23 protein-coding genes are annotated in these 23,262 nt (G+C 40.8%); 4 read left to right on the top strand and 19 right to left on the bottom strand.

The features are described from left to right. Window positions 1–6 precede the first annotated feature (6 nt). Window positions 7–810, bottom strand: coding sequence for a flagellar hook-basal body protein (locus tag BN999_RS15050; protein ID WP_096272643.1), 804 nt, complete (start codon window positions 808–810; stop codon window positions 7–9). A 62-nt stretch (window positions 811–872) separates the two neighbouring features. After that, window positions 873–1,877, bottom strand: a complete 1,005-nt coding sequence (locus BN999_RS15055; protein ID WP_096272645.1) for a rod shape-determining protein — start codon at window positions 1,875–1,877, stop codon at window positions 873–875. A 771-nt stretch (window positions 1,878–2,648) separates the two neighbouring features. Here BN999_RS15055 and BN999_RS15065 point away from each other — a divergent pair. Next, window positions 2,649–3,674, top strand: coding sequence for a nuclease-related domain-containing protein (locus BN999_RS15065; RefSeq protein WP_096272649.1), 1,026 nt, complete (start codon window positions 2,649–2,651; stop codon window positions 3,672–3,674). Window positions 3,675–3,866: 192 nt separating this feature from the next. Beyond that, window positions 3,867–4,295, top strand: coding sequence for a hypothetical protein (locus BN999_RS15070; RefSeq protein ID WP_217988487.1), 429 nt, complete (start codon window positions 3,867–3,869; stop codon window positions 4,293–4,295). 170 nt (window positions 4,296–4,465) lie between these two features. On the opposite strand, the gene spoIIID is transcribed toward BN999_RS15070, so the two are convergent. From spoIIID to BN999_RS15145, 15 genes are all read right to left on the bottom strand, one after another. Continuing rightward, entirely contained in the window at window positions 4,466–4,735 is a 270-nt protein-coding gene (spoIIID, locus tag BN999_RS15075; protein ID WP_096272653.1) for a sporulation transcriptional regulator SpoIIID, read from the bottom strand. A gap of 535 nt (window positions 4,736–5,270) precedes the next feature. Then, window positions 5,271–5,396 (bottom strand): hypothetical protein, encoded by a 126-nt coding sequence (locus BN999_RS21090; protein ID WP_255247489.1) that lies wholly within the window; start codon window positions 5,394–5,396, stop codon window positions 5,271–5,273. 86 nt (window positions 5,397–5,482) lie between these two features. Further along, the gene (locus BN999_RS15080) at window positions 5,483–6,517 is read right to left on the bottom strand and encodes an AimR family lysis-lysogeny pheromone receptor (RefSeq protein WP_096272655.1); all 1,035 of its coding nucleotides are present in this window, start codon (window positions 6,515–6,517) and stop codon (window positions 5,483–5,485) included. Between the two features lie 306 nt (window positions 6,518–6,823). Beyond that, entirely contained in the window at window positions 6,824–7,723 is a 900-nt protein-coding gene (locus tag BN999_RS15085) for a M23 family metallopeptidase (RefSeq protein WP_096272657.1), read from the bottom strand. A gap of 861 nt (window positions 7,724–8,584) precedes the next feature. After that, on the bottom strand, window positions 8,585–9,736 hold the full coding sequence (gene spoIID / locus BN999_RS15095; RefSeq protein WP_096272661.1) for a stage II sporulation protein D: 1,152 nt from the start codon (window positions 9,734–9,736) through the stop codon (window positions 8,585–8,587). Window positions 9,737–9,939: 203 nt separating this feature from the next. Next, entirely contained in the window at window positions 9,940–10,950 is a 1,011-nt protein-coding gene (locus BN999_RS15100; RefSeq protein ID WP_096272662.1) for an ABC transporter ATP-binding protein, read from the bottom strand. Window positions 10,951–10,967: 17 nt separating this feature from the next. Further along, a complete protein-coding gene (locus BN999_RS15105; RefSeq protein ID WP_096272664.1) occupies window positions 10,968–11,900 on the bottom strand; it encodes a C40 family peptidase in 933 nt (310 codons plus the stop codon). A gap of 28 nt (window positions 11,901–11,928) precedes the next feature. Beyond that, window positions 11,929–13,020 carry a dipeptide epimerase gene (locus BN999_RS15110; protein ID WP_096272666.1) on the bottom strand — a complete coding sequence of 364 codons (1,092 nt, stop codon included), beginning with the start codon at window positions 13,018–13,020 and terminating at the stop codon, window positions 11,929–11,931. Further along, window positions 13,017–13,940: a S66 peptidase family protein gene (locus BN999_RS15115; protein ID WP_096272668.1), complete on the bottom strand. Its 924-nt coding sequence runs from the start codon at window positions 13,938–13,940 to the stop codon at window positions 13,017–13,019. The genes BN999_RS15110 and BN999_RS15115 overlap by 4 nt, the downstream gene beginning before the upstream one ends. 423 nt (window positions 13,941–14,363) lie before the next feature. Continuing rightward, complete coding sequence (locus BN999_RS15120) at window positions 14,364–16,025, bottom strand: peptide ABC transporter substrate-binding protein (protein WP_176481998.1); 1,662 nt, start codon at window positions 16,023–16,025, stop codon at window positions 14,364–14,366. Window positions 16,026–16,042: 17 nt separating this feature from the next. Beyond that, window positions 16,043–17,044 (bottom strand): ABC transporter ATP-binding protein, encoded by a 1,002-nt coding sequence (locus tag BN999_RS15125; RefSeq protein ID WP_096272672.1) that lies wholly within the window; start codon window positions 17,042–17,044, stop codon window positions 16,043–16,045. Between the two features lie 8 nt (window positions 17,045–17,052). Continuing rightward, window positions 17,053–18,006 carry an ABC transporter permease gene (locus tag BN999_RS15130; RefSeq protein WP_096272674.1) on the bottom strand — a complete coding sequence of 318 codons (954 nt, stop codon included), beginning with the start codon at window positions 18,004–18,006 and terminating at the stop codon, window positions 17,053–17,055. Between the two features lies 1 nt (window position 18,007). Next, entirely contained in the window at window positions 18,008–18,940 is a 933-nt protein-coding gene (locus tag BN999_RS15135; RefSeq protein WP_096272676.1) for an ABC transporter permease, read from the bottom strand. Window positions 18,941–19,037: 97 nt separating this feature from the next. Next, the gene (locus BN999_RS15140; RefSeq protein ID WP_096272678.1) at window positions 19,038–19,841 is read right to left on the bottom strand and encodes a serine hydrolase; all 804 of its coding nucleotides are present in this window, start codon (window positions 19,839–19,841) and stop codon (window positions 19,038–19,040) included. A gap of 21 nt (window positions 19,842–19,862) precedes the next feature. After that, window positions 19,863–20,687: a M55 family metallopeptidase gene (locus tag BN999_RS15145; RefSeq protein ID WP_096272680.1), complete on the bottom strand. Its 825-nt coding sequence runs from the start codon at window positions 20,685–20,687 to the stop codon at window positions 19,863–19,865. A 350-nt stretch (window positions 20,688–21,037) separates the two neighbouring features. Between BN999_RS15145 and BN999_RS15150 the strand changes: the two genes are divergently transcribed. After that, on the top strand, window positions 21,038–21,487 hold the full coding sequence (locus BN999_RS15150; RefSeq protein ID WP_096272682.1) for a hypothetical protein: 450 nt from the start codon (window positions 21,038–21,040) through the stop codon (window positions 21,485–21,487). Next, a complete protein-coding gene (locus tag BN999_RS20745; RefSeq protein ID WP_176481999.1) occupies window positions 21,451–21,606 on the top strand; it encodes a hypothetical protein in 156 nt (51 codons plus the stop codon). Before BN999_RS15150 ends, BN999_RS20745 begins: the two co-directional genes overlap by 37 nt. Before the next feature lie 117 nt (window positions 21,607–21,723). On the opposite strand, the gene BN999_RS20750 is transcribed toward BN999_RS20745, so the two are convergent. Both BN999_RS20750 and murA read right to left on the bottom strand, forming a co-directional pair. Continuing rightward, window positions 21,724–21,870: a hypothetical protein gene (locus BN999_RS20750; protein WP_217988488.1), complete on the bottom strand. Its 147-nt coding sequence runs from the start codon at window positions 21,868–21,870 to the stop codon at window positions 21,724–21,726. A gap of 56 nt (window positions 21,871–21,926) precedes the next feature. Further along, window positions 21,927–23,237: a UDP-N-acetylglucosamine 1-carboxyvinyltransferase gene (gene murA / locus BN999_RS15155; protein ID WP_096272684.1), complete on the bottom strand. Its 1,311-nt coding sequence runs from the start codon at window positions 23,235–23,237 to the stop codon at window positions 21,927–21,929. Window positions 23,238–23,262 lie beyond the last annotated feature (25 nt).

Consider the following 23,262-nt stretch of genomic DNA (forward strand, 5'->3'; position numbering starts at 1 on the left):
TTAAGTCTAACCGATACGACCAATTTCACTTACTGCTTTCCCCATGCTTTCGTCGTATGCTTTTAACACTCGTTGATTCATCTCAAATGAACGATATGACTCCATCATTTGTGTCATCGTTTGGACTGCATTGACATTAGACTGCTCTAAAAAACCTTGCTGTACGGTGTAGGTAACCCCAGCTAGTACAGGCCCTGCTTCCCCGTTAAATAGTCCATTGCCTTCTTTTTCCATTTGGTTGGCATCAGCAGAATAGGCAATTCCTAATTGAATATTCTGTGCACCAAGTTGTAGTTGTCCCTCTGGAGTCACAGTAAATTCCATTCCTCCTGTTTGAATCGGGTTACCAGCTTGATTCAGCACATAATATCCTTGTGTGGTTGTTAGAAATCCTTGGCCATCTACCGTGAAGTTCCCGTTTCTTGTGTAACGTGGCGCTCCATTTTCATCTTGTACCGTAAAGAAAATGCTTCCTGTCTCATCCGGTAAAACACCGTCTATTAAGGCCAAATCAGTAGATACACCCGTTTCTTTCAGTGCACCTTGCACATAATCTGGAACATATTCTTGTACGTAAACACCGGTATTGATTGATCCAATTGGATTTTGTACTGGTAGATTTGTTGGATTCTTCGTTGGGATCGTTTGGGAGCCCATTTGGTATAAAAGCATTTCGGGAAACGATCGTAATGTAGCTTGGTCCGCTTTATAACCTGGTGTGTTCGCATTGGCAATATTATTAGCTAATGCTTCTTGTTGTCGTTGCATCGAAAGCATTCCGCTCGCTGCTGTATAAAAACCTCTTAGCATTACAATTCGTCCTCCTTTATTTGTATTGGAAATGGGAACTCATCTAGGAGTTCCCAAACTGTTTAGACAATACTTCTTCTACGTTCGATTTTATCGATATTTTCAAGCATGATTCCTGTTCCTTTTGCCACACAATGCATTGGCTCTTCAGCAAGGAATACAGGTACTTTAAGCTCTTCTGCTAGTAATTGGTCGATTCCGTGAATCAACGCACCACCACCAGTTAAAATAACCCCGCGATCAATAATATCAGCTGATAATTCAGGTGGTGTACGCTCAAGAACAGCTTTTGCACCCTGTACAATCAAGTAAACTGACTCACGAAGAGCCTCTTCAATTTCATCAGAATACACTGTAATAGTACGAGGAAGACCTGTCACCATGTCACGACCACGAATATCTAATTCTTCTTTACGAGAACCTTGGAAAACTGTTGCGATATTAATCTTAATATCTTCAGCAGTACGCTCCCCGATTAGTAATTTATATTTCCGTTTGATGTATTGTAAAATTTCTACATCAAATTTATCCCCAGCCATTTTAACCGACTCGGAAGTAACAATATCACCCATGGAAAGTACCGCAATATCAGTAGTTCCCCCACCGATATCAACCACCATGTTACCGCTTGGCTGATAGATTTCCATACCAGCACCAACCGCAGCAACTTTTGGCTCTTCCTCTAGGTATACTTTTTTACCACCAGATTTCTCTGCAGCCTCTTTGATTGCCTTTTGCTCTACTTTAGTAATATTGGTAGGGCAGCAAATCAGCATTCTAGGCTTAGAAAGAAATCCTTTCACATTAATTTTATTTATAAAATGTTTTAACATTGCTTCCGTCACATCGAAATCAGCAATTACTCCATCTTTTAATGGGCGAATTGCTTCAATATTTCCTGGTGTCCGTCCAACCATACGACGAGCAGCTTCTCCAACCTCAAGCACTCTGCCAGTGTTACGATCCATTGCTACTACCGATGGTTCATCCAATACAATTCCTTTTCCCTTCACATGAATCAACACGTTAGCAGTTCCAAGGTCAATTCCTATATCCCTAGAAAACATCAAAATCCTCCTCGTTTATTACGTTCCGCACCTGTCAAAAAACACAATGCTACTTATATCATATATTACCACAAAATTTGACATAAAACTGCAATATTTTTAAAAAGAAATGGAAATTTTTGTTTAGTTGGGGTGGGGATGGGGTATAGAGGTGGGATTGGGGTGTGGTGCGGGCTGTTGTTTGGGTGGGTTGGGCTCATGGTTGGGTGCTGTGGGCGCATGCTTTGGTGATCCGGGCTCATCGTTGAGTGACGCGGGCCCATGGTTGAATGTTGCAGGCACATGCTCGGGTGGCGCGGGCACATGGTACGGTGCTGCGGGCGCATCCTCCAGAATTCAGGGTACATGTTATATTGCAATGGTAACATGTTTTAGTTAATAGGGAGCATATTGACAAATTACAGTAAGTTGCTCTGAACTTCCGGGCACATGCTTTTCATAACTGGTTGCATGTTTTTCATTAACAAGTCCATGCTTACTACACTTAGCAGATGCTAAAAAGCAACTCCAACATTAAAAATAACATGATGGTCTATATTTTGTTCGGTTGGGTTCATGTAACTAATTGATCGGCAGATGTTTTATGAGAAAGGGTACATACCGGATGTTTTATCTACCATGTCCAATTAATTCAAGTACATACTTTATGTTTATGGGAGCTTGGTTCATAACTTTAGTCACATACTCCAATACAAATTTGAAAATAAAGGAGGATTTAATAGAATTATGTAGAATTAGTTAAAGAACAAATATAATAAGGAGTGATTTTTATTGAAGAAAGTAGTTTTACTTCGCACCAAACCCTACTCTGTTTTATGTTATGAGGCACTGTTTAGGTGGCTTCTCCCACATCTACGTGAAAACAAAATCCTGCAAGACGAATTTGCTAGCTACCGGGCTGGTTATCGTGGTGAAAGAAATGCAGATTACATTCTTTCCACTTATCCTCACAAGAACGCTTATATTTTCCAAGGAATTCGCTTGAAAGTTGGCCCCTTCCACTTCCAAATTGACACATTATTAGTAACCCCAAAGTTTATTCTCATTTTAGAAATTAAAAATCTTAAAGGTGAACTGGAGTACAATCCGAAAACCCAACAGCTTATTCAGATTGACGGAGATCAGAAGAAAGGTCAGAAAAACCCAATACTCCAGGCCGAAACGCAGAAAAGGCATTTAACATTATGGCTCCAGCAATCCGGGTTTCCTCCAATGCCCATCGAAACAGTCGGAGTATCGACAAATCCTTCCTCCATTCTTAGTTATAAGGATGAAACTACAATGCCCATAAAATTTGTGCAACTTGAATCTTTGCCCACCATTCTCGATCAACTTTATGAATCGTATGCTAAAGGCATATTTGATTCCACCACAATTCGGAAGTTAAATAAAAAGTTGCTAAGAGATAATACACCCCATAAACCTGATTTAATGAATCAATTCAATATCAAAGATCATCATTTGATAAAGGGAATAGCATGCAATGAATGTGAGATATTCCCAATACAGTATAAGAATAGAAAATGGAAATGTCCAAAGTGTGGTTGGGAAGATCCAAAAGCCCACGAGCAGAAAATTCTAGACTATTTTTTACTATATGAACCTACGATTACGAACAGAGCATGCCGCGAACTCCTGCAAATCAAATCTCCAAAAGTCGCCCGTCGTCTTCTTTACTCCATGAATTTAGAACACTCCGGAAGAAATTACTCCAGAAAATATCACAGTCCTCCATTGGAAAAATTTCCTCAAGATTCCTTTGTTTCTATTGGGAAACGATCTATTTTTAATGATTGAATGTTGAATATCATTAATCAGTGGTTGGACTATTGAGGCATATGGTGCTTGATTTGGGCTCATAGTTTATGTTTGTGGGAGCATGAAGCCTTGGCTTGGGCACATGCTTCAAGTTTACGGGCGCATGGTCCCGAGGCATGGGCGCATGGTTCAGGATTACAGGCACATGCTTCTTGGGGGCGGGGGCATGCTGTGAGTTTACGGGTGCATGCTCCTGGGGCTTGGGCGTATGATCCAAGTTTTCAGGCTCATGTTCTCGAGGCTTGGGCGCATGATCTAAGTTTACGGGCTCATGCTCTCGAGGCTTGGGTGCATGATCTAAGTTTACGGGCTCATGCTCTCAAGGCTTGGGCGCATGACCCAAGTTTACGGGCTCATGCTCTCGGGGCTTGGGCGCATGTTCCAAGTTTACGGGTTCATGTTATCAAGGCTTGGGTGCATGATCCAAGTTTACCGGTTCATGTTCTCGAGGCTTGGGCGCATGCTCTAAGTTTAAGGGCACATGATTCCGGAGCTCGGGTGCATGTTCCAAGTTTTCAGGTGCATCCCGCAGGAGCTCGGGCGCTTGTTCCAAGTTTTCAGGCCCATCATCCCAGGACTCGGGCAAATGCTCCCACATAACGACATCACAACCCAACAATCCAAACAAAAAACACACCCAACATCTGGATGTGTTTTCCGTCATACCGTCTTCATACAGCTTATTTTCCATTTCTAACATCCCAATTAAATAAGTACTCACATTCACCTCCTTTAGAGGATGATGGTGACCGGCAATCTTGGTGTTAGTTCTAGGTTGTTACTTTTTCTGTGTCGCTGGTTTTGTACTTTTTGCGGGTTGCTTCTCCGCCACGTAGGTGTCGGATGGATTTGTGGTACTCCAGAATTTCTTTTACTTGTTGGGCTAATTCTGGGTTGATTTCTGGCAGTCTTTCGGTTAAATCTTTATGGACTGTGCTTTTGGAAACACCAAATTCTTTGGCTATCACTCGGACGGTTTTCCTCGTTTCGACGATATGTTCGCCAATTTTGATAGTTCTTTCTTTGATGTAATCGTGCACACCGTTCGCCTCCCTAGTTGAATATTTCCCTGAGGTGTAGACATGAGACTAGGTGATCTAAAAAATGAACGTGCCATTTTTCAGGTAGCCCACCCCTGCTATAAAAGGACATGGATGGGTGTTCAGTGGCTTGTTAGTGTGGTTACTTGGAAGTTGAGTTACATATTTATAGCAATTTGTGAACAACAGTACATAGAAAGTTAGGATAAATAAACGACTAAACTTTTAGGATATTCTTTTTTGAGGCAATATGTAATCAAGCAAATTGGATGTGTTATAAAGAGCCACATAAGCTCTCACCTCAGACTTGACTTTAATGCTTGGTTTGTAACATTTTATTATCGTGAGGGCAGGAATATGATAAAAAAAGGACGGAAAGGTCGAGAGGACAAGTAGTTTTTTATTTTATTTTGAATTTTTCATCATTTATCCTTAAAAGAGCCCCTATATAAAAAATAAAACCAAAAGTTCTATACTAATAGATGTATAGAACTTTTGGTTTTATATGAATGGATTCAACTTTTAAATTTATATATCATGCAGTTTTATCTAACTCTCCGTACTCGGGATCTGCCAATAATGAGCTTGTAGGCTGAATTAATGTGAAAAGCAATGCAAAACCTAATAGTGCTGTAACTGAAATAGTTTTGATTTTTTTCATGTTATTCCTCCTCCCTCATATTATTGAAAATCTAGTCGAGTTGAATTCCATCATCGCTTGTCCACCTTATTCCCGTTATGGGCTTTTTATAAACCTAAATTTTTAATTGCATTCATCGGTAATCTGCTAAAGAAGTAGTCACTTCTTTCCACAAACATTCGGCATGATTCCGATAGTAAGTTTTTATCCTTCTTGGCAAGTCCCATATAATACATCTTAAATGGGCTTTCGGTATAGATATCCTCTAATAACTCAATTGCTTTCTCATTATTTCCTTTTGCGATTTCGAGATGTGCTTGTTCACTTATATCACTCGACTCCACCCCATTTGGCCTACCGAAGTGAGCAGCAAAAAATGGAATGGATTTATCTTTAATAGAGTGGATAAATTTATTCAAATTAAACTTTTCAGCGATTTTTAGCGCCTCTTTTAAATGATACATGCCTTGATAGTACGTATCAAAAGAATAGGTTAATGCTAGGTTCATATGTAAACTCACTTTTGTGGTCGGACTGTTTGTTTGGTTTAGTGCCCTAAAGGCATATTTTCTAGCCATGATTAACTCATTACGTGTCCAATAATAAATGAATAATTTTTGGTAAGTCCTTAAATTAAAGCTGGAAAGAATAAAATTATCTTGAATCGGTTCAAATAATTCCTGTTGCTTTTCTAAAAAGTTGCCAAATTGACCAAAATCCATTTGGTTAAAATAGGTGTCCACGATAACAAGTTCAATTAAACATTTTAATTCTGGATCAGTAGGAATCATTTCTTGTAAACGTGTTCGCATCTCTCCTACCGAATATTTCCGATCACGGCGGTCTAAAATAATTTGATATACCTCAGCCCATAGCTGGTTGGATGGATGGTTCGATAGTTGGTTTTTCGTGATGAGGATTCTAAGATCATCAAAAAAACCATTCATATATAAAAACTCCATACCCTTTTTCTGAATCTCATTAGAGGATGATTGTAAGCAGTATTTACGCGTTAAATCAACCACTTCTTCCTCTTCATGTTCTTGGGATAGTAGTAAGATAATCTGACCAATGGATAACTCGTCATTTTCCGAAATAGGCGTCAACGTCTCAGGTATTATACTGATACTTCCATAACTCATTTTTTGGGGACCATTCCTTTCAATATACATAGGCGACTGATAAATATTTTAACATTACTAGACTTCAGAAAAGTTCTGTCTGCTAGATGTGATATATTATATTCTAGTAAAATTAATGCAATTTAATAGTACCATATTATTTCTTTGATAAAAGGTATAATCGTTCGACAATTTTCTTATGGGAACCTTGAATTTGAAGGATTTTTGACAGATTGTGCGATTCTCCCTTAATGAGAGATTTATGAGGTTAAAATTCTATAAAAAAAAGAAATCCTAGCATGATAATTTACTAGGATTTCATCTTTATTATTCTTCAGAGTCAGTTGAATTTTCTTCTTCTGTAGACTCATCCGTAGATTCTTCTGAAGAATCATCTTTTGATTCTTCATCTTCTTTTGGCTCATCTGTTTCAGTCTCGGACGTTTCGCCCTCTTCTGTGTTTTCAGTAGCCTCGTTTGAATCTACTTCTTCAGAGTTGATGCTAGAAGTGTCTTCTTCTGATACATCTTCAGATTCTGTGCTTTCTAGCTTGCTTACAGGTTGATTAAAGAACTCTTCCGGGTTAAACACTTTTTCATCTTTTCTAATTTCAAAGTGTACATGGACACCATTGTTTTGACCGAAGATATTCTCTCCAGCTGTACCAATAACATCACCCTGTTTTACTTCATCCTGTGCTTTTACACCAACTTCTCCTAGACTAGCATAATAGGTAGTTACCCCATTATCATGTGTTAGAACGACAACATTTCCTAGTAAAGGATCTTCTTTGACCTCCGAAACTGTACCGCTTAGTGCTGCTAGTACATCAAATGCTTCACCGTTTGGATAGACGATGTCAACTCCTGTACTTTGGTAATAGCGGTTGTTATGAAGAATCAGTGCACTTTCGCGATCCTCTTGAGACGCATCGTAATCAAAGAACTTCGTTACGATTTCAGCTTGTTCCTGGTCAGCCACAGGCATCTTGATTACTTCCTGTGAATCCATTACAGGTGCTGCATCCTCATCATGTGGATTTGGTGTATAATTATCACCTAACTCTTGGTCATCCCCAGCTTCTGGTAATTGATTATCAATATTTTGATACCAAACTACTACTGCCAATAATAGTGCAGCAATCGTTAAGTATACTGCAGGGAAAAACCATTTCTTACGGAAAATTGATTGGCCACCCTTTTTTGGCGCTTTGTTTTCCTCTTTCATTTATTCATCACCTCACCAACCATTCTGAACAGAAAAAGAAAAATCTATACATTTTCTAAAACTTTTTTTATATTTTTATGCATTTTTTAAGATGTTTTGGGGATATTAAGGGTTTCGAGAGGATTATGGGGGGATTTGGTAGGGATTTGATAGGAGAATTGGTGAGTTTTAGTAGAATGATTGCTTGGGTTTGGTTGATAGTTTTGCGTTTTTGACTTATTGGGAGATGGATGTGACCGTTTGGGCAGATCTTGTGACTGTTAGTTTAGAACATGGGACCAAAATGAGAAGCCATGTGACTATCTGGGGGGATCTTGTGACCGATTTTGGCAACCTTGTGACTGTCAAACTAGAGCATGTGACCAAATTTTGCATCCTTATGACCACTAGGTACGAGCTTGTGACCAAATCTTGCATCCTTATGACCACTAGGTACGAGCTTGTGACCAAATCTTGCATCCTTATGACCACTAGGTACGAGCTTGTGACCAATTCCAGCGACCTTGTGACTCCTAAACTAGAGCTTGGGACCAAATCTTGCAGCCTTATGACCACTAGGTACGAGCTTGTGACTACTTCCAGCAACCTTGTGTCTTCAATACTAGAGCTTGGGACCAAAACATGAAACCTTGTTACCTCCTGGCACGGGCTTCTGCCCAATTCCAGCAACCATGTCCCCCTAATGCGAATACATGGACCCTAAACAAAATACCTTGTGACCAAAAGGCACAAGCTTCTGCCCAATCTCAGCTACCTTGTCCCCCTTCTCTAGCCCAGAGCTCCCCCCACTCCAACACCCACACCCCATCAACCTAAAAAAACCCCAGAGCCTAAGCTCCAGGGGTAACCTAACCAATCAATCTACTGCATGACCAGTGCTGGTACTGCTTCATCCATTTTACTAATCTCTACATCTTTATAATAGTACTTCACGATATCTTCATATGTTTTTCCTTCTTTGGCCATTCCATTGGCACCATACTGACTCATGCCGACGCCGTGTCCATTTCCTTTTGTAGTGAAGATGAGGTAGTTGTCTTTTTGTTTTACTGTGAAATCATTGGAGCGAAGTTTGAGTTTTTCTCGTACTTCTCTTCCAGTGAATGTGTTGCCTTCGAGATTTAGTTGGCCAACGCGTTTGCTTTCTGTTCTTGTTGACTCGATTACTAGTTGTTTGTTGTTGGGAAGGTCGATTCCTAATGCTGACTCCACTTGTTCGAATGTGAATGTTTCTTGATCTAAGTAGTATGGGGAGGCCTCATCCCATGGGCTTGGCACACTTCGTAAATATGGAATCTCATTAATATAGTAGTCTTCTGAGTTCTCGGTGAAACCGTTACTAGTTGAGAAAAATTGTGGGTCGATTGGTTTGTCTTGATAGGTAATGATTTGACCTTTAGTTGCGAGAACAGCTTCTGAGATTTTTTTCATATTATAATTGTAATTCGTTCCCCACTTTGCTCGAAGTTCGGCATCATTCTTATACACTTGATCCTGAATCGTATCGGTAACATCCGCGGCATCTTCCTCGGATTGGTATAACATTTTATTGATAACATACGTTCTTGCTGCAAGTGCTTGGGCTTTTAGTGCCTCGAGTTCGAATTCAACTGGCATTTCCTCGGCAACCACACCCGTTATATAAGCCTCCAGTGGCACATTTTCAATTTGGTCTGTTTGTGTACGCATGACGGCCACTTCCACTGCGGAGTCTTCTTCTAATTCCGTTGTCGCCACTTTTGCTTCACTTTCCTGGTCAATCGATTGGGATTGGACCTCGCTATTTGAGATAAATGGAACAACGATTATTGTCGGAACGGCAAGGATGATAAACACCAGACTAAATATGAATGCTGCTGGTCCTTTCCATTTGACGCCTCCTGAACTCATCGGTGCTTTCGGTCTTTTATTGGTTATGGTCGCTAAACGTTTTTGAAGAATTTGTTTCTTCGATGCAGATTTTTTCTTCTTCAGTTTTTGAATTTGTTTAATGGTGTGTTTATTGGTTTTCAAAGGCACCCTCCTCCTGAGACTTTTTCATTTTCATTTCTAGCATTCCTACTATTAAACTTATACAGTTTGGGAAAATAATAGAACTAGAATTTTAATAATCTAGTTAGGAAGATTTGATAGGACAGGCTATATTTTTTTCCGAACCAACCATTAAACCAAAAGAGGTTGCCTTACCATTTTGTAAGACAACCTCATCAACTTTACTATCTAATATTCACAACCGGCTCATGTCTTCTATCCTTCTTCACTTTCTCATTATACAAATGACATGCGACAAAGTGGTTCTCTTCTACTTCCTGCCATTCTGGTTTCTCCTGGCCACAGATACCCATGGCGAATGGACAGCGGGTGCGGAAAACACAGCCGCTTGGTGGATTGATTGGGCTTGGGAGTTCTCCTTCCAATATAATTCGTTCCCGGGATTCTTCAATATCCGGGTCAGGTATTGGGATGGCCGATAGTAGTGCTTGCGTATAAGGATGAAGTGGGTTTTCATAGAGACTATCACTTACCGTCAACTCCACCATGTTTCCTAAATACATAACCCCGATTCGATCGGAAATTTGTTTGACCATGGACAAATCATGGGCAATAAACAAGAAGGTCAGGCCTTTTTCCTCTTGTAGCTGTTTTAATAGATTGACAACCTGTGCTTGGACAGACACGTCTAGGGCCGAGATTGGTTCATCAGCAATGATGAAATCTGGATTTAGGGCTAGTGCTCTGGCAATTCCAATTCGCTGGCGTTGTCCGCCACTAAATTCATGTGGGTACCGGTTTGCGTGGTCTCTATTTAATCCCACCTCTTCTAATAGTTGGTAGACTCGCTCATTTTGTTCTTTTTTTGTTTTATAAAGTTTATGTACTTCCATTGGTTCTGAGATGACCTCACGTACTGTGGAGCGCGGGTTAAGGGAAGCATATGGATCCTGGAATATCATTTGCATTTTTTGGCGTAATTTAAAGAGTTCTTTTTCACTGAGGTCGTGGACATTTTCCCCGTTAAACAACACATCTCCATCTGTTTTGTTGTACAGACCGATAATGGTTCTACCAATCGTCGACTTTCCACAACCGGATTCCCCTACGAGCCCAAATGTTTCTCCTTTGTTTACGTGAAAAGTTACATCGTTTACGGCTTTTAATATTTGATTTTTACCCAGATTAAAATGTTTTTTTAGATTCTTGATTTCTAATATTTTTTCTTCTGCCATAGCTATTCAGGCTCCCTTCACCAGTATCGTCTTGCAATACAAAGTTCTCGCTCATATTTTGTCCCAGCTAAACTGACAATCTCAATTCCTCGACCTGTCATTGGGGAATGTAGCATTTTTCCATCCCCGTAATAAAATCCGACATGATGGATTCTGCCTTTCCCCTCTTCATAGGCGAAAAATAGTAAGTCGCCTGGTTTTAGTTGGTCAATTGGAACTTCTTTTCCATGCATGGCCTGGTCAGAAGCATCCCTACTAATCTGGATACTATTTGCTTTATGCATGGCATAGGCAAAACCAGAGCAATCATAGCCAAAGGAACTCATTCCACCCCATAGGTAATCAAGGCCTATGTATGGTTCTCCCGCTTGAATGATGCTTCTACCGTCTCCAAGCTCTCCACCCTGTTCCGTTGGAAAAATAGCTACATGCTCTTTTGATAGATATCCTTTTCCTTCGTGAGTGTGAACTGCGACACGAGATTCTTCGACTTCAACTACGGGTAAACACGTCATATAACTTAGCTTTATCACTTCTTCACCATACTCATTTTCTAGCCAGGTATGGTTTTCCGTAACAGCTGCTGTTTCTGGACGGAGCCATTCATCCCGCTTCACTTCTTTTAATTGATGAAACGGAACCCAGCCTGGATAGCCTCTTTCATCTTTTTTAGATGGTTGGCTTGGGATGATAATTTTGGCCCAGTCTCCTTTTACTTCCTCCACGAGAACTATTTCCCCATATAAAACTTGAGTTTGCAGTCGATTTTCATCACATAACGCAACTTTCTCTTCATATGATAGATTGCTTAGCCATGTTTCTATGTCAGTTGTTTCTCCTGTAGCTAATGAATCTAATTCCCTTGGAGACTTGGAATTTGTCCAAACGGTTGCAACCTGAACCGACGCTATATGAACTGTTTCTGGTAGTGAAGTTGATTGCTTAAACATAGTATTGCTCCTTTCCCGGGTGCGCTTTTCAAACGATATATTCTTCATTAATTCCTTCTATTCCTAATCCCTTACCGTTTCCAAATGTTATCAGACTTTCCTTATAGGTAATGCCACCTTCAATTAGATCTCCTGCGAGCATTAACGGGGCATCAAAGTCAAAGTACTTTATATTCGATTGGCTTGCTGCAAAGTGTGCCGCAGCTGTTATTCCAATCTTGGATTCAATCATACTACCAACCATGCAGGTCACACCGTAAACATTTGCTAGTTTGGCAATGTTTTGTGCTTCATGAATCCCGCCAGATTTCATTAATTTGATATTGATCAGGTCTGCTGCTCCCATTTCTAGAACTGCTCTTGCATCTCTTGCAGAAAAGACACTTTCATCAGCCATGATGGGAATTTGCGTATGGTCTGTTACATACTTCAGACCCTTTAAGTCATATGCCTTCACCGGTTGTTCGATAAATTCAATGTTTAGCCCCAGGTCCTCCATCTTTTGAATGGAACGAACCGCTTCTTTCGGATCCCATCCCTGGTTAGCATCCAGGCGAATGGTAACGTTTGGTCCTACTCGTTCACGGATGGCTTGGATTCTCTCAATATCGGTGTTAATCTCATCTTTTCCAACCTTTACCTTTAAAACGGAAAAGCCATCCTTCACATACCCCTCCGCATCATCCGCCATTTCTTCTGGACTGTTCACACTTACCGTATAATCTGTTTCAATTTTCTCTTGATATCCACCTAAAAACTGAGACAGGCTCATGTTGGCCTCCTGGGCGATACAATCATAGAGCGCCATGTCGATTGCCGCCTTGGCACTGGTATTACCTACTATCACGCTATTGATTTTCTCAAAAAGTGGCTCACGGTCCAGGATAGACATTCCGGTTAGTGCAGGTTTAAAAACATCATTGATAGCATAGTGAATGCTGGCTAGTGTATCTCCTGTAATTACATGGGTTGGCGGTGCCTCGCCCCATCCGACAATACCATGATCACAAGTTATTTTTACGATAATAGTTTCAGCAACTGTCACTGTTCGGAGTGCTGTCTTGAATGCTTTTTTCAATGGAATGGCTGCTTTAAAGGTTTCAATTTGCTGTATATTCATTTGTTCGTCACTCCAGGCGTGATGGATAGTGTTTTTTCAGTTGTATTTAGTGTTGCGTTTACCCCTAGTGGGACGGCAAAATGTGGGAAGCAATGGCCAATCTTAAAGCCCATCATCACTGGGCAAGTTACATCACCTAAATAATGCTTGAAAACTTCTTCTAAGGTTAAGGAAGGCTCACTTTTCGGTTCTGCATTGGCAAAATCGCCAACAACTATACCTGCTGCCTGCCCTAGTTTCCCTGCTAGTTTTAATTGATTTAGCATCGAGTCAATTCGATAAGGTTGCTCATCTATGTCTTCTAGTAGTAAGATTTTTCCTTTTGTATCTATTTCATATTTAGTTCCTAATGTGCTGGTGATTAATGCTAGATTTCCACCTACTAATGAGCCGCTTCCTTCCCCCTCCACTAATACATCAAGGGCTGAGATGCTTTCATTATATTGAAGGGCTGTTGGCTCGAATAATTGCAAAAAGGATGTTGCAGAGATGGCATCAAAATCCGGATCCGCTACATCTGAAGCAAGCATTGGACCATGGAAGGTTACAAGTCCAGTTTGCTGCCGAATAGCTGTATGTAAATAGGTAATATCGCTATAGCCCCAGATGATTTTAGGGTGTTTAGCGATTAGACTATAATCAATCGAATTAACGAATCGTCCAGTACCATAACCACCGCGGGCAAAAATAATAGCTTTCACATCGTCATCTCTTATCATGTCATGAAAATCCGATAAACGTTCTTCATCTGTTCCGGCTAAATAACCATGTACATTTTCTATGTTTTTCCCTAGTTTCACATGGAGGCCTAGATTAGTGAAAAAGGGAATGGCTTTTTCGAGGCGTTTCATATTAGGAGGACTTGCAGGGGCAATCACACCAATGGTATCACCTTTTTTTAGTGCTTTTGGAAGTAGCATATGTATACCTTCTTTCTGTTTTATGTCGATGTGTTACTTAGTTGAGAGGAGTTTGAATGTCAGTAACGCTGTCATGAACATTTTTAATCTAAACGCTAGCAAAAATGGTTATGACAACAGGGTTCAAGAACATTTGGTAGTGAAAAGTATATCGAAATGTTTATGAAGACCATTCTCATAGACATTTTAATGCCTAGAATCATCCATAAAGTTTACGAGAGCAGTTCTCATGTACCTTTTGAAACGAATCTCACATTAAAATGGTCTTGAAGTACATTCTCATGAACATTTTCAAACGTATTCATACTAAAAAGTCTATGACACTATGACTTGTACTGTTAACCATGTCAGACCTAGTGCTTTTTCTTTTAAAAAGGAGCGGCCCATCATGATGGATGAGCCATTCCTTTTGATTAATCAACCTTACTTCTTATCCGCATACTTCAGATCAAAGTATCCAACTGGGTGGCGTAGGATTCCTTCTACTCCGTCCGCTTCCAGTACTACTGTGTTGTAGTAACGGATTGGGAATGCTGGCATTTCTTCAGCTAGAAGTTTTTCAGCTTCATATAATGCTTCCCAACGCTCTTCTTCATCTGTTGCTGATTTACCTTTTGCAATTAGAGCGTCATACTCTTCACTAGAGAAACCAGTACGGTTCATATAAGAATCCGTGATGAAGCTTTCTAGGAAGTTGACCGGGTCATTGTAGTCATTGATAAATGAACTACGAGAGAACTGTAACTCTAATGCTTTTTGAGCTTCGGAGAATACGTTCCACTCTTGGTTTTCTAAAGTAACTTCTACACCTAAGTTCTCTTGGAACATACCGTGTAACGCTTCTGCAACGGCTTTGTTTGTATCACTTGTGTTGTAGCTTAGTGTGATTGGTGGTAACTCATCATAGCCTTCTTCTGCCATACCTTCTTCTAGTAACTGTTTCGCCTTATCCGGGTCAAATGCTACTAGGTCACCATTTACATCACGGAAGTCCTCACCTGTTGGACTTGTATAACCAGGGTTAATGTATCCATAGGCAGGCTCTACTCCGTTTTTCACAACAAATTCGGCAATGTCGTCACGATTTACAGCATAAGCGAATGCTTGACGAATCTTCTTGTTTTGGAATGGTTCCATTTCCAGATTAAAACGGAAGAATTCTAATCCACCATATGGGCCAATAAATACATTATCGCCACCAATTAATTGATCAGATAGTTCTGGTGGAATACCTGCTGTATCAAGTTCTCCAGCTTCAAACATTTGATATTGCGTATTAGTATCGTTTACCATTGCGAAATGTACTTTATCCAATTTCACTGCACTTGCATCCCAATAATGTTCGTTCTTCACGAATACCATTTCTTCATCATGCTTCCATGATTCCAATTTAAATGGTCCGTTTCCAACAAATGTTTCCGCTTCTGTGTGCCAATTTGGATCTGCTTCGGCAACTTTGTGGTTAATTGGGAAGAATGCTGGATTTGTTAATACGTCTAAGAAGAATCCAGTTGGTGCAGCTAAGACAACTTCTAATGTTTTCTCATCGACAGCCGTTACTTTAACATCATCAGCTGAACCTTCTCCACTGTTATAGGCCTCTGCCCCTTCAATGAAATAGCCAAGGAATGCAGCCGCTGAAGCTGTTTCAGGGTCTAGCATGTATTTCCATGCAAATTCAAAGTCTTTAGCCACAACAGGGTCACCATTGGACCATTTAGCATCTTCACGTAATGTGAAAGTGTACGTTAAACCATCATCAGAAATCGTCCAATCCTCTGCTACCCCTTCAGCAGCACGATGTTCTGCGTTTAGTCGTGTTAGACCTTCCATTAAGTTATTTAATGGATCCCAAGATACTGCATCAAACCCAATCGATGGATCTAATGAAGTTGGTTCGGTACTATTATTTAATCGAAGTACTTTTTCATCTGATGCCGCATCATCTGTTGAATCCCCGTTTTCTGCCGGTTCTTCCACTTTATCCTTTTCCTCCGGGTCTTTACCCGCGTCTTCTGTAGCAGTACATGCAGCGAGCATAAACACTGTCAGTGCTGCTATCAGCAAAAAGAGAAGTTTCTTCATCCTTATCCCCCTTATTCCTAATTTGTGACCATGGTGGCCAGTAGTTGTTTTGCCCGTTCATCTTGCAACCAGCAATCCACCGAATGGGAATCGCTTAAGGTTGTAGAGCCCGGGTATATTTTATTACACACCTCCATCGCCATCGGACATCTAGCTGTAAACGGACATCCTTTGGGAGGTGAGAATAAATCTGGTGGTGTACCATCGATTGGCTTTAACTTACCCTTAGCATCCAATCGTGGAACTGAATTTAGTAATCCTCTTGTGTACGGATGTTGCGGTTTATAAAAGATTTCCCGCTTTGTTCCTGTTTCGATTATTTTCCCGGCATACATAACAGCGATTCGGTCAGCAATTTTCGCGACCACACCTAAGTCATGTGTAATGAGGATGATCGACACACCCGTTACCTCTTGGATTTTTTCAAAAAGCTCTAAAATCTGGGCCTGAATCGTTACATCCAGTGCCGTTGTTGGTTCATCGGCAATCAGTAACTCAGGCTCACAAATGAGCGCAATTGCAATTACAATACGTTGACGCATTCCACCACTAAATTGGTGGGGATATTGCTTCATACGTTCTTCTGGATTCGGAATCCCTACTAGGTCCATCATCTCCAGCGCACGCTTTTTCGCTTCCTTATCGGAAACTTTCCGGTGCTGTTTTAACCCTTCCATTAACTGCGTGCCAATAGTTAAGGTTGGATTTAATGCTGTCATGGGATCCTGGAAAATCATCGAGATATCAACACCCCGAATGGAGCGCATTTTCTTTTCCTGTAATTTCGTTAAATCCTTGCCTTTAAATAGGATTTTTCCACCAGATATTTTCCCGGGTGGATTAGGGATGAGCCCCATAATCGCATTGGAGGTAACACTTTTCCCACATCCAGATTCCCCTACGATTGCGAGGGTTTCTCCTTTATTTAGATGGAAGTCCACACCTCTTACTGCTTGTACGGTACCTCCATAGGTCGTGAAGGTAACGTGTAGGTCTTTTACTTCGAGAATTTTTTCCATCACTCCACCTACTTTCTTAATTTCGGATCCAGGGCATCCTGTAATCCGTCCCCTAAAACGTTAAAGGCAAACATTGTAAAGGATATGAAAAATGCTGGGAAGAACAAGGTCCACCAGTTACCGGAAAGAATCGCACCTAATGAGTCATTCGCCATCACACCCCAACTCGCATTTGGTGAGGATATTCCAAGCCCGATAAAGCTTAGGAATGCTTCTGCAAATATCGCGGATGGTACGGTTAACGTCATTTGCACGATAATTGGCCCCATCGTATTCGGTAGGAGACCTCTCCTAATAATCCGTGGTGTCTTCGTTCCAAATGATTTCGATGCGAGGACATATTCATAGTTCTTAATCTGCATGACCTGCCCCCGCACAATTCTGGCCATGCCGACCCATCCCGTAACAGTCAGGGCGATAATAATTGTCGATAAACTTGGTCCCAATACAACGAGTAGCAAGATAACTACTAGTAAATACGGGATACCATATAAAATTTCAATAATACGCATCATAACATTATCCGTGCGTCCACCTTTATATCCGGAAATTCCTCCCCAAATAATTCCGATGGTCACATCAATTAATGCCGCCATAAACCCAACGAATAACGAGATTCTCGCTCCATACCAGGTTCGTGTAAACACATCACGACCTGCATTATCCGTTCCAAACCAGTGTTCAGCAGATGGTGGCTGGTACTGTTTGGACAACACCTGTGTATTCGCATCATATGGTGAAAGAATAGGACCGAAAATAGCCATGAGAACTAATAGAATTAAAAATACTAACCCAGACATAGCCAGGAAATTTTTCCTCAGTCGTCGCCAAGCATCTTTCCAATAGGAGAGGGATGGCCTTGCAACTAATTCCTGCTCCTTAATATCTTTCTTACGCCATGTAAACCATTCATCTGGTACATTTTCTTGATTGTAATGCTGGGGATTTTGATTTGGCTTCATACTATTCCCCTTCCTTCTTGGTCACTTTGATTCTTGGATCTAATATTCCATAGGCGATATCCACTAGGAAAAGCATGACGATTAAAAAGGCACTATAAAACACGGTGGTACCCATAATAACTGGGAAATCCCGGTGGTTAATACTTTCCACAAAGTATTTCCCCATGCCTGGTATCGCGAAGATTTGTTCAATAACAAATGATCCCGTCATAATTCCAGCAAGTAATGTCCCCATAATGGTAATGACTGGCATCAAGGCATTTCTAAGTGCGTGCTTCACAATAATTTTCCATGGAGTTAACCCTTTAGCCCGGGCCATTTTTATGTAATCCTGTGTGAGTACCTCAAGCATAGTGGACCTTGTAAGCCTGGCAATAATCGCCATTGGACCTGTCGCCAAGGCTAGGACTGGTAGCACCATATGCATCGGACTCTTCCATGTCGCAACAGGGAAAAACTCCCAATCCACCGCCAACTTCTGAATTAATAAGGTGGCCAATATAAAGTTTGGTATCGATATTCCGAGTACCGCAATTCCCATCGCTAGATAATCAATGACCCCATTGTGCCGGAGGGCTGCTAGAATCCCGAGAATGATCCCTGATATAACAGCAACGATTATGGTTATTAAACCGAGTTCTGCGGATATCGGGAATCCTCTACCTAATAAATCATTTACGGTTTGATTTGGTTGTTTAATAGATGGACCAAAGTCTAACGTCGCAACAGATTTTAAATAGAGTAAGTACTGGACATGGATTGGTTTGTCGAGATTGTAATGCCTCTCCAGGTTTTGCTGGACAATCTCATTCGAGTTCCCTTCACTATTAAAAGGAGAACCCGGAACCGACACCATTAGTACAAAGGTCAATGTAATAATGATCCACAGTGTTAGCACCATGATTAAAAGTTTCTTCAAAATGTATTTGAGCATTGCCTCCAACTCCTGTATTGATTTCTCTTCCTGAAGTACTAGTAGAAAAGCTTCTACTTGGAAATATGGTATGAGCGTTTTCTTTTAGTTATGAGATTTATTGGGTTAGATATTGATAGATTTCAAGGCCAATTCTCCCAATGATTTCAGGTGACTCTAAATTGTTTAAGCCTTTAGTTAAAACTGACGCGATAAGGGTTCTTTTACCGACATAGAAAACACCTACGTCATGTCGAATCCCGGAAACATTTCCGGTTTTATGGGCGATTTCCCATTGCTTTAAGGTGCCAATTACTGGCTCGTCTTGCTCTGGGATTTTCGCTGGTAATGAATTACTTATTTGTTGTTTCTTTAAAATATCTATCATTTGCTCACAAGCATAAACGGAAATTATTTTTCCAGTAGCGATTTTTTTGAGCATGTCAGTCATTTCATGTGCAGTAATCTCATTAAACCCTTTTCGGTCCACTTCTTGTGTCATCATTTTGTGAAAAAATTTGCTCTTTACTAAGCCAATATCTTTCATCGTCTGTTGGATTGCTTCAGTTCCTACTAAATCAATAAGCATATTTGTCGCCGTATTGTCGCTTTGAATAATCATTAGCGTCATTAAATCGGTAATGGAAAGTTGTATACCGGGAGTCATATGCTGCAGCACACCACTTCCCCCAACCATATCTTCCCGTTTCACTGTAAGACGATTACTAAGTGAAATTTCATTACGATGATTAGCAGCAAATACAGCAATCATGATTGGTATTTTAATAACACTCGCAGAGTAAAATAGCTCATGGCCATTTAATTCCCAGCTTTCACCAGTACCTGAGTCTTGTAAGGATATTCCCCAGGTTCCCCCTGCATCTTCTGTTATTTGAGTAATTCTTTCTGTCAGTTCTTTCATATTGTTTCTCCTATTGGTTGGTTATGCATATTTCGTGTCATAGGCAAGCTCAATCATAACGAGGAGTGCTCGATATGCTTCTAAGATATCTTTCGCCTGATACTGAACAATCGTCGTTCCAGGAATGATCTCGGTTCCTGGCATCATATGTGCAAGTTCTGCCGCACCATAGTTTACAAATTCTACTTTGATAATCGGGTTTTCTGGTGGAGTCAACGGCTTCACATGATGCCTGTTTTCAATTGCTTGTTTAACTTTATCCTGCAGTAATTCCCCTGCCTTTTTAGGCGTTAAGCTTTTCGTTGTTGATCTAGAAACTGCTTCTTTCACAATGGCAGTGGTGACGTTTGGAATCAGAGCTTCGGCTTCCTTTGCCGTCTCATCATCACCTGAAACAAGTAGCAGTGGAACCCCATGATATCCAGCCACCATTGCGTTCATCCCTATCTCCCCAACCTGCATATCATTCACATAAAAACTCCGGACCATATGTATCATCGAATGAGACATCACACCAGGCATCCCAGCTCGCGCGTGGTAACCTATAAACATCGCACCAGAAAAGGTTTCATCGATTCCATGAACCATCGAGTATGTTTTAACCCCACCCGTTATGAGCTGTGCATCTGGATGAAGCTCATCGATTAAAATATTATTCATCTTCATATGACTATCATTCACCAAAACTTCACTACAGCCAGATTGAAAGGCTGCATCCACAACGTAATTCGTTTCATTTGTCATGATTTTACGCGCGCGCTCATAATTATGCATGGAAGCGCTAACAAATGTGTAGTCTGGCAAACCGGTTATCCCTTCCATATCGACAGATAGATAGAGTTTCATAGCATGTCTCCTTTGGTGTTTTATACTTATTAAATTATATGTTTGGATTTCTTTTACATGAGTGGATGTTTGTATCATTCTGTGAAGTGAGACAAAGGTCTGATAACCCGAGCTTTTCTGAGGTTTTGTCTATGTGAAATGGTGACAACGCTCGACTTTCTTCCCCATTAATTTCTGTGTTTATTTCGTTAACATTGTACCTGTTATTCCATCTAATTGCAAGATAATTTATACAATTTAATATAGTTGGAATTGGGGGAATATAGGTGAAATGTGGGGTTTGGGTGGGTGTTTCCATAAATTGGATGGGTTGTTTGGTTTGGGTATGGTCTGTTTGTGAGTGTATGTAATTGTATGTGACTGTTTGGTTTGGACTTGTACCCATTCCTGAGGAGCTTGTGACCGTTTGGGTGAAGCTTGTTCCCTTTGCTGGGGAGCTTGTGACCGTTTGGATGAAGCTTGTTCCCTTTGCTGGGGAGCTTGTGACCATTTGGGTGAAGCTTGCGACCATTTGGGTGAAGCTTGTTCCCTTTGCCGGGGAGCTTGTGACCATTTGGGTGAAGCTTGTTCCCTCTGCTGGGGAGCTTGTGACCGTTTGGGTGAAGCTTGTTCCCTCTGCTGGGGAGCTTGTGACCGTTTGGGTGAAGCTTATGACCTTTACTGGGGAGCTTGTGACCGTTTGGATGAAGCTTGTTCCCTTTGCTGGGGAGCTTGTGACCATTTGGGTGAAGCTTGTTCCCTTTGCTGGGGAGCTTGTACCCGTTTGGTTAGAACTGTTACCTTTGCCGGGGAGCTTGTGACCGTTTGGATGAAGCTTGTTACCTTTGCCGGGGAGCTTGTGACCGTTTGGATGAAGCTTGTTCCCTTTGCCGGGGAGCTTGTACCCGTTTGGTTAGAACTTGTTCCCATTTTGGAGTAACATGTGACCGTTAATATAAAACTTATACCCAAGTTGAGAAAACTTGTGCCTTAAAGTTAATAGAATGTTCCCATCACAAAAAATATGAGACCATTTTACTTAAGAATGTGACCAATCTTACAGACCATGTTCCCAATAATCACAACCATGTGCCCTAATCACCACGGCATCTTCCCATTCAAGCCAAGTTTCTGTCCAATTACACCTGACAATGCGCCCGAACGAAATAGCACTTGTTCCATATATTCTATATAATGTGACCAAAATAAAAAAGTGGAGCACATAAGCACTCCACCTATCAATCTATTACATTATTCGACTTAAGAAAGTTCAGCAACATAGTTTACTTTATATGGGTTTACAAGATCTCCGTTTTCATCAACGCGTTCGATATCTGCACCTAGGCTTGCTAATTTTCCTGCAAAGTCAACATAGCCACGATCTAAATGTTTTAGTTCCGTAACTCTTGTTAATCCATCAGCACGAAGTCCAGCAAGAATTAATGCAGCTGCTGCACGTAAGTCTGTTGCAGCTACTTCTGCACCTTGAAGTTCAGATGGTCCGTCAATGATGACACTACGGCCTTCGATTTTCATTTTTGCATTCATGCGGCGGAATTCTTCCACATGCATGAATCGATTCTCAAATACTGTTTCTGTGATCATACTAGTTCCACGAGCACATAACATTAATGCCATGATTTGTGATTGCATATCTGTTGGAAATCCTGGATGTGGTAATGTCTTAACGTCAGTTGCTTTTAACACATCTGGTCCGATTACACGAATACCATTTCCTTCTTCCATAATGGAAACTCCCATTTCCTCTAATTTTGCAATTAGAGGTCTTAAATGCTCACTTACAGCATTTTCAATGAGTATATTTCCACCAGTTATCGCTGCAGCAATCATGAATGTTCCTGCTTCAATACGGTCTGGGATAATGGAATGCACGGCACCATGAAGTGTTTCGACACCTTCAATACGGATTGTTTCCGTACCAGCACCAATCACTTTTCCACCCATTTTATTGATGAAGTTAGCTAAATCTACTATTTCAGGTTCTTTCGCTGCATTTTCGATAATAGTTTTTCCTTCTGCAAGTGCAGCTGCCATCATAATATTCTCAGTAGCTCCTACACTAGGAACATCTAAATAAATCTTTGCACCTTGTAATCTACCATCTACTGTTGCTTCAACAAATCCATTACCGACATGAACTTTTGCACCCATTGCCTCGAAGCCTTTTAGGTGTAAATCTATTGGACGTGAACCGATTGCACATCCTCCTGGCATTGCAACATTTGCATGACCATAACGAGCAAGTAACGGACCTAAAACAAGAACGGACGCACGCATTTTTCGAACATACTCAAATGGCGCTTCCGTTTTTAATTGCTTTGAAGCATCAACAACAACTGTATTATTATTAAACTCAACATCTGCATTCATATTTCTAATTACTTCATTAATCGTATAAACATCGGCTAGAGCTGGGACCTCATGAATAACGCTATTTCCCTCACTAGCAAGAATACTGGCAGCAATTACGGGTAGTACGGCGTTCTTCGCGCCTTCTACATAGACATTACCATTCAATTGCTGTCCGCCTCTTACAATGATTTTATCCATATTTCAAATTCTCCTTCAGATCCAT

Origin of the sequence: Paucisalibacillus globulus, from assembly GCF_900184735.1 — a bacterium.
Lineage (GTDB): Bacteria > Bacillota > Bacilli > Bacillales > Amphibacillaceae > Ornithinibacillus > Ornithinibacillus globulus_B.

What these genes read in the sequence shown, in the direction of transcription:
- BN999_RS15120 (WP_176481998.1), bottom strand. Translation starts at nt 16,025, where the DNA reads ATGAAGAAACTTCTCTTTTTGCTGATAGCAGCACTGACAGTGTTTATG.
- BN999_RS15085 (WP_096272657.1), bottom strand. Translation starts at nt 7,723, where the DNA reads ATGAAAGAGGAAAACAAAGCGCCAAAAAAGGGTGGCCAATCAATTTTC.
- BN999_RS15110 (WP_096272666.1), bottom strand. Translation starts at nt 13,020, where the DNA reads ATGAATATACAGCAAATTGAAACCTTTAAAGCAGCCATTCCATTGAAA.
- BN999_RS15100 (WP_096272662.1), bottom strand. Translation starts at nt 10,950, where the DNA reads ATGGCAGAAGAAAAAATATTAGAAATCAAGAATCTAAAAAAACATTTT.
- BN999_RS15130 (WP_096272674.1), bottom strand. Translation starts at nt 18,006, where the DNA reads ATGAAGCCAAATCAAAATCCCCAGCATTACAATCAAGAAAATGTACCA.
- murA (WP_096272684.1), bottom strand. Translation starts at nt 23,237, where the DNA reads ATGGATAAAATCATTGTAAGAGGCGGACAGCAATTGAATGGTAATGTC.
- BN999_RS15125 (WP_096272672.1), bottom strand. Translation starts at nt 17,044, where the DNA reads ATGGAAAAAATTCTCGAAGTAAAAGACCTACACGTTACCTTCACGACC.
- BN999_RS15080 (WP_096272655.1), bottom strand. Translation starts at nt 6,517, where the DNA reads ATGAGTTATGGAAGTATCAGTATAATACCTGAGACGTTGACGCCTATT.
- BN999_RS15115 (WP_096272668.1), bottom strand. Translation starts at nt 13,940, where the DNA reads ATGCTACTTCCAAAAGCACTAAAAAAAGGTGATACCATTGGTGTGATT.
- BN999_RS15105 (WP_096272664.1), bottom strand. Translation starts at nt 11,900, where the DNA reads ATGTTTAAGCAATCAACTTCACTACCAGAAACAGTTCATATAGCGTCG.
- BN999_RS21090 (WP_255247489.1), bottom strand. Translation starts at nt 5,396, where the DNA reads ATGAAAAAAATCAAAACTATTTCAGTTACAGCACTATTAGGTTTTGCA.
- BN999_RS15055 (WP_096272645.1), bottom strand. Translation starts at nt 1,877, where the DNA reads ATGTTTTCTAGGGATATAGGAATTGACCTTGGAACTGCTAACGTGTTG.
- BN999_RS15145 (WP_096272680.1), bottom strand. Translation starts at nt 20,687, where the DNA reads ATGAAACTCTATCTATCTGTCGATATGGAAGGGATAACCGGTTTGCCA.
- BN999_RS15135 (WP_096272676.1), bottom strand. Translation starts at nt 18,940, where the DNA reads ATGCTCAAATACATTTTGAAGAAACTTTTAATCATGGTGCTAACACTG.
- BN999_RS15050 (WP_096272643.1), bottom strand. Translation starts at nt 810, where the DNA reads ATGCTAAGAGGTTTTTATACAGCAGCGAGCGGAATGCTTTCGATGCAA.
- BN999_RS15140 (WP_096272678.1), bottom strand. Translation starts at nt 19,841, where the DNA reads ATGAAAGAACTGACAGAAAGAATTACTCAAATAACAGAAGATGCAGGG.